At 42.3% G+C, this 404-nt stretch carries 1 protein-coding gene; it reads right to left on the bottom strand.

Going from position 1 to position 404, the window contains the following annotated elements; genetic code table 11:
• Positions 1–404, bottom strand: a 404-nt coding sequence (locus tag ACWIW0_RS11385; RefSeq protein WP_454453407.1) for an EF-Tu C-terminal domain-related protein, incomplete at both ends; no start/stop codon positions are given.

The following is a 404-nucleotide window of genomic DNA, read 5'->3' as shown; positions in this document are numbered from 1 at the left end:
GCGATTGGGTGGATTAAGCTTACTGTCATTTTGATGTTATCGCCTGGCATTACCATCTCAACACCTTCTGGTAATTCGATAGTACCTGTTACGTCCGTTGTACGGAAGTAGAATTGTGGACGGTAACCTTTGAAGAATGGAGTATGACGACCACCTTCTTCTTTTGATAATACGTAAACTTCTGATTCGAAGTCTGTGTGTGGGGTGATTGAACCTGGTTTCGCTAATACTTGACCACGTTCGATTTCTTCACGTTTTGTACCACGTAATAATGCACCTACGTTCTCACCTGCACGACCTTCGTCAAGTAATTTACGGAACATTTCAACACCAGTTACAGTTGTTTTTGTTGTTTCTTTGATACCAACAATCTCAACCTCTTCACCCGTACGGATGATACCACG

This window comes from Ursidibacter sp. B-7004-1 (assembly GCF_053654055.1).
Note: the sequence above shows the minus strand (reverse complement) of the source record. Positions and strands in the feature narration are given on the sequence as shown.